The 6,000-nt window shown below is 32.5% G+C and carries 8 protein-coding genes and 1 rRNA gene; all 9 read left to right on the top strand.

The annotated features are described in order from the left end of the window. Positions 1-3 precede the first annotated feature (3 nt). The 9 genes from rrf to ASE21_RS19455 all read left to right on the top strand — a co-directional run bounded on the left by rrf (position 4) and on the right by ASE21_RS19455 (position 5,709). Positions 4-113, top strand: a 5S ribosomal RNA gene (gene rrf / locus ASE21_RS19495). A 277-nt stretch (positions 114-390) separates the two neighbouring features. Continuing rightward, on the top strand, positions 391-969 hold the full coding sequence (locus tag ASE21_RS19490) for a YdeI/OmpD-associated family protein (RefSeq protein WP_057124377.1): 579 nt from the start codon (positions 391-393) through the stop codon (positions 967-969). Positions 970-1,005: 36 nt separating this feature from the next. Then, on the top strand, positions 1,006-1,569 hold the full coding sequence (locus ASE21_RS19485) for a DUF4256 domain-containing protein (protein ID WP_057124358.1): 564 nt from the start codon (positions 1,006-1,008) through the stop codon (positions 1,567-1,569). A gap of 14 nt (positions 1,570-1,583) precedes the next feature. Continuing rightward, positions 1,584-2,084, top strand: a complete 501-nt coding sequence (locus ASE21_RS19480) for an endonuclease V (protein ID WP_057124357.1) — start codon at positions 1,584-1,586, stop codon at positions 2,082-2,084. A gap of 100 nt (positions 2,085-2,184) precedes the next feature. After that, positions 2,185-2,991, top strand: a complete 807-nt coding sequence (locus tag ASE21_RS19475; protein WP_057124356.1) for an SDR family oxidoreductase — start codon at positions 2,185-2,187, stop codon at positions 2,989-2,991. A gap of 11 nt (positions 2,992-3,002) precedes the next feature. After that, a complete protein-coding gene (locus tag ASE21_RS19470; protein ID WP_057124355.1) occupies positions 3,003-3,305 on the top strand; it encodes a hypothetical protein in 303 nt (100 codons plus the stop codon). After that, positions 3,302-4,216, top strand: a complete 915-nt coding sequence (locus tag ASE21_RS19465; RefSeq protein WP_057124354.1) for a helix-turn-helix domain-containing protein — start codon at positions 3,302-3,304, stop codon at positions 4,214-4,216. Before ASE21_RS19470 ends, ASE21_RS19465 begins: the two co-directional genes overlap by 4 nt. Before the next feature lie 108 nt (positions 4,217-4,324). Further along, positions 4,325-4,894, top strand: a complete 570-nt coding sequence (locus tag ASE21_RS19460; RefSeq protein WP_057124353.1) for a Crp/Fnr family transcriptional regulator — start codon at positions 4,325-4,327, stop codon at positions 4,892-4,894. 77 nt (positions 4,895-4,971) lie between these two features. Then, the gene (locus tag ASE21_RS19455; RefSeq protein ID WP_057124352.1) at positions 4,972-5,709 is read left to right on the top strand and encodes an SDR family NAD(P)-dependent oxidoreductase; all 738 of its coding nucleotides are present in this window, start codon (positions 4,972-4,974) and stop codon (positions 5,707-5,709) included. The last annotated feature ends 291 nt before the right edge of the window (positions 5,710-6,000 follow it).

Below are 6,000 nucleotides of genomic sequence, written 5' to 3'. Positions count from 1 at the left end.
TCTTAAGGTGGTTATTGCGGCGGGGCTCACCTCTTCCCATCCCGAACAGAGAAGTTAAGCCCGCCTGCGCAGATGGTACTGCAGTTATGTGGGAGAGTATGTCGTCGCCTTTCTTTTTAAAAACCCTGTCTTTACTAGACAGGTTTTTTTGTTTTATAGAAATTATACTTCCTTACATTAGCTAATTATTCTTTCTTAATAATTAAGTATCAATTTTACTAAATAAAGCCTTAATCTTATTTCTACGGTTTAGGCGTAATTCTACTTTCCTGAAAAAATATTATTTATCTCTTGAAGTTCTTATACTGATGGTGAAGTCAAAAAAATGTTTTAATTTTAAAGTTCAAATCTTCTTATAACTTTAAAAAAGCGAAGATGTCAAAAGCTAATATGAATTCTAAAGTTGATTTCTTTTTTGATAAAGCCAATAAATGGCAGGAAGAATTAAATTTAATGCGAAATATAGCTCTTGAATGTGAATTGAATGAAGAGTTAAAATGGGGAGTTCCGTGTTACACTTTTCAGGGTGACAATATTGTTTTAATTCATTCTTTTAAAGATTATTGCGCTTTTTTGTTCTTTAAAGGAGCTTTGTTGGAAGATACAGATTCAATTTTGATACAACAATCTGAAAATGTACAAGCGGCAAGACAAATAAGATTGACTAACCGACAAGAAATTGTTGATTTAAAAAAGATTCTGAAGACCTATATTTATCAGGCAATTGAAGTTGAAAAAGCAGGATTAAAAGTGGAATTAAAAAAAACTTCGGAGTTTGAAGTTGCTGAAGAATTTCAAAAGAAACTAAATCAAATGCCAAATCTTCAAAAAGCTTTTTACGAACTCACTCCCGGAAGGCAGAGAGCATATCTTTTACACTTTTCACAGGCAAAGCAATCTAAAACCAGAGAAGCAAGAGTAGAGAAGAATATCCCAAATATCTTAGATGGAAAAGGATTAAATGATTAGGAATGATTTTAAATTTTTAGGATAAATAAGTGAAAGATGAATCAAAAAAATAAATTATCATTAGAACAGGAACAATCACTATTAATCGTTTTGGAAGCACGTTTTGAAAATAATAAACATCGTCATCAAAATATTGAATGGGAAAAGGTTCAGGCTAAATTAAAGGTTAATCCTGAAAAACTTTGGTCACTTGATGAAATGGAAAGAACAGAAGGTGAGCCCGATGTTGTTGGTTTTGATGAACAAACAAAAGAGTATATTTTTTATGACTGCTCATCTGAAAGTCCAAAAGGACGTAGAAGTGTTTGTTACGATCATGAAGCATTAGAAAAAAGAAAAGAAAATAAACCCAAAGACAGTGCATTAAATATGGCTTCTGAAATGGGAATTCAAATTTTGAATGAAGAGGAATACCGCACGCTTCAAAAACTGGGAAAATTTGATACTAAAACTTCAAGCTGGATTTTGACTCCTGATAATATTCGAAAGTTAGGCGGTGCAATTTTTTCTGATTTTCGTTATGATACAGTTTTTGTATATCATAATGGAGCAGATTCATATTATGCGGCAAGAGGTTTTCGTGGTTCTTTAAGAGTTTAAAATTATAAATAGATATGATTTTAGCCTTCGATACTTATTATTTTGATAATAAAGCAAAAACAGTCTGCTTAGTATTTGAAGACTGGAGTGAAAATAAAAATTTTAGAATTCATACAGAAATAATTGATAATGTTGAAGAATATATTCCGGGAGAATTCTACAAAAGAGAATTGCCTTGTATTATTAGTTTATTAAATCAAATTAATTTAAAAAATGTTGAAGCTATTATTGTAGACGGATTTGTTTATTTAGATGATGATAAAAAGTATGGTTTAGGCGGACACTTGTATGAAAAACTAAATAAAGAAATTCCGATTATTGGCGTAGCCAAAACTAATTTTGCTAGTATTGAAAAAAATAAAAAACCTTTACTGAGAGGCAGCAGTATAAAACCATTATTTATTACCTCTATTGGGATGGAGCTCGAAGATGCATTTCACAAAATAGAAAGCATGGCAGGAGAATTCAGAATGCCAATTTTATTAAAAGAATTAGACAGACTCACAAAAGAATAACTTATTACTGTCGTCATTTTGGCTAATCAATTGTCCAAAACGGCTAAAAGCAGTTCCTGCTTCGACTGATCTTTGCATTATAATTTTAAAATAATTAAAAATGCAAAAGACAATTTTTATTACAGGAGCATCAACTGGTTTAGGAAAATCAACGGCAAAACTATTTCAAAGCAGAGGCTGGCAGGTGATTGCCACAATGCGAAATCCTGAAAAGGAAACAGAATTAACTTCATTAAAAAACGTAATTGTACTGCCGCTTGACGTTACGGATTCAGAACAAATTAATTCAACTATTAAAACTATCACAGAAAAATATACTGTAGATGTTGTACTGAATAATGCCGGATATGGATTAATTGGCGCATTAGAATCATTAAGTGAAATTCAAATTGAACGTCAGATTGTTACGAATCTATTTGGTGTTATCAGAATTTCAAAAGCGTTTGTGACTCATTTTCGTGAGAAAAAAAGCGGTACTTTTATAAACGTTACTTCTACTTTTGGACTAATTGGATTTCCAACTTGTTCTGTTTACAGTGCAACAAAATTTGGAGTCGATGGTTTTTCAGAAAGCCTGGCTTCAGAATTAACTCAATTTGGTATTCAGGTTAAAGTTGTCGCGCCGGGAGGTATGAAAACTGATTTTGCTGTCCGCTCTATGGAAGTTGGACAACACGAAGCTTATGAGAAACTGACTGCTGAAGTCAGTAAAGGATACAGCGCAGAACAATTAGAGAATTATACAAATGCAGAAGATGTAGCTCAAATTATATATGAAGCTGCAACTGACAATAAAAATATACTGCGATATATTGCCGGAAATGATGCCAATGCTTTGTATGACGAAAGATTGAAAAAAGGCGCTGAAGCTCAAGTTCAGGATATAAAAGCGATGTTTACTTTTTAATTTAAAACAAGATGAAAAATCAAGCTATAGAATTAACGACTTTTAAATTAAACGGTTTTACAACACAGCAGTTTATTGAAGCAAACCAGGAAATCGACGAATTTTTAAAAAACCAAAAAGGATTTCATTCCAGAACAATTTTCGAATTGAAAAAAGGAATTGTTTATGATATTTTAGTTTGGGACAGTGTGACAGAAGGTACAGATGCGATGCACAAATTAATGACAGAACTCAGCGATTCAATTGTACACGACATGATTGATCAAAGTACAGTAAGCTGGAATATTGCCCCGATTGAACACTTTATAAAATGAAAAATCAACCTAAAATATTCCATACTATTTCACAATTACATGCAGAGATGGGACAGCCAAGGCCAATGCATCCGCTTATTAGTGTTTTGAATTATGGAGAAGCTGTATTTGAGCCAAAAGATTTTGAAAACGGTATAATATTAGGCTTTTACAAGATTTCTTTTAAAACTCAATTTTCAGGAAAACTTCGTTACGGACACGGTTTTTATGATTTTGAAGAAGGAGGAATGTCATTTGTTGCGCCGGGACAGATTTTAAAAATGCAGGACGAGGAAGCAGATTACAGCGGTATGTCATTAAATATCCATCCCGATTTCATTCGGCCGTATACTTTAAATACCAATATTAAGAAATACGGATTTTTTTCTTATACTGCTTCAGAGGCTTTGTATTTATCAGAGAACGAAAAAGAAACTATTTTAGGAATCTTTGCCAATATTCAAAATGAACTGAAAGAGCGAATTGATAATTTTAGTCAGGACGTGCTTATTTCGCAGATCGAACTTTTGCTGAATTACAGTAATCGTTTTTACAATCGACAGTTTATTACCAGAAAAGCTATTAATAACGATGTGCTTTCGAAATTAGAAATAATACTTGAAGATTATTTTAACAGTGAAAAAGCACTTGAAAATGGTTTGCCTACAGTTCAGTTTGTAGCAGATGAATTGCGTTTGTCTGCAAGATATCTGAGTGATTTGCTCCGTAATCTTTCGGGACAAAACACACAGCAGTTTATTCATGATAAATTAATAGAAAAAGCCAAGGAGCATATTGCAGGCGGAAACTTATCAATAGCTGAAATTGCATACAAATTAGGGTTTGAACATCCGCAGTCTTTCAACAAATTATTCAAGAAAAAGACAAATATAAGTCCGGTAGCCTTTCAGGAGCTATTTAATAAAAATTAGATTCCGCAATAATTGAGTAAGAAATCTGCAAGACGAAATAATCTGTGTTTGGTTCATTTTTTGCCAAATGGTAAATTTCTCTCCAATAACTTTAATTAACTTGCATCTATGAAAGAATTTATAGAATACATATTGCAATTTGGCAGTTTAAATCAGCAGCAATTGGATTTAATTGCAAGTAAAGCCACAGAACTGGAACTTTCAAAAGATGAATATTTTTCTGAAGCCGGAAAAATTGCGCAGCAGGTAGGTTTTGTTTTAGACGGAATTATCCGTGTATGTTATTATAACAATAGAGGCGAAGAAATTACTAAATATTTTATCGACGAAAACAATCTAGTTGTCGATATGGAAAGTTTTGACAATGATATTTGTTCCAATGCATACGTTCAGGCAATAACGAATTGTAAACTGCTCGTTTTTTCTAAAAAAGACTGGAAAGAACTTTTGGAAACCATTATTGGCTGGGATGCTATTGTGCATAGAATTATTTCTAAAGCATTAAGGCAGAAAGTTGAACGAAGAAGTCCTTTGGTTTCAGAAGATGCAACGACACGTTATTTGATGTTTTTGAAAATTTATCCCAATGTTATTAATCGGATACCGTTATCGTATGTAGCATCTTATTTGGGAATTACACAATCGTCATTAAGCAGAATTAGAAAAAACATCAGTTAAATCGTTTTTTGCCAAATGACAAAAGATTTCAATTTTAAACTAACCAACTTTGCCTTATTAATTTAAAACAGAAAAAAATGAATTCAGTATTAATAACAGGAGCAAACAGGAGTATAGGATTAGAGTTGACAAAGCAGCTTTCAAAACAAGGATTTTTTGTTTATTTAGGAACCCGTGATCTTGAAAAAGGAAGTGAAGTCGTAAAACAATTAAACAAAGACGGATTTCAAAATATCAAAGCCATTCAAATTGATGTAACCAATGCGGATTCCATTTTAGAGGCAAAAAATATTGTAGAAAGCGAGCAGGGAAAATTAGACATTTTAATTAATAATGCCGGAATAAGCGGAGAGTTTCCTCAAAACGCTTCGGATACAAAAATAAAAGACATTCAAACTGTATTTGATACCAACTTTTTTGGCGTTATAAGTGTTACTCAGGCTTTTTTGGAATTACTAAATAAATCAGAAAATCCAAGAATTAGTAATATTACATCAGGACTTGGTTCTTTGACTTTGCATAGCGATCCAAGCTGGAAGTATTACAATTTTAAATCAACGGCTTACGGAACTTCTAAAACAGCTTTAAACGCTTATACCGTTGCACTGGCTTTTGAACTAAAAGATCTGCCATTTAAAGTAAATGCAATCGATCCGGGTTATACCGCAACAGATTTTAATCATCATAATGGCCCGGGAAGTGTTGAGAGCGCCGCGTCTTTTATCATCAAACATACCGTAACCGATGAAAACGGACCAACGGGACAATTCTTTAGTAATGATATTGAAGACGAAACAGGAATTAGTCCCTGGTAAGAATTCGAAACAATTGTAATACTTTGCGATTATAAAAAAGCAGGCATAAAAAAACTCCTTAATTTCTTAAGGAGTTTCTTGGTGGGCTGTCAGAGGTTACAACCGAACACCTCATACCTGTATTGACCTTTTTTGAAAATCTAAAATAAATTATAAAAAAACAACGCCATTATCTTTCAATGGCGTTGTTTGTTCTTGTGTGGTTCTTACGAACTTGTTTACGAAACATTTTCTACATTATTTGAAGAAACTATCTGATAAAAATAGTATATTTTAATTGTTTGTGATTGA

The sequence above is a fragment of the Flavobacterium sp. Root901 genome (assembly GCF_001429765.1).
GTDB lineage: Bacteria > Bacteroidota > Bacteroidia > Flavobacteriales > Flavobacteriaceae > Flavobacterium.
The sequence above is the reverse complement of the archived record's forward strand: the minus strand, read 5'-3'. Positions and strand labels throughout refer to the sequence as shown.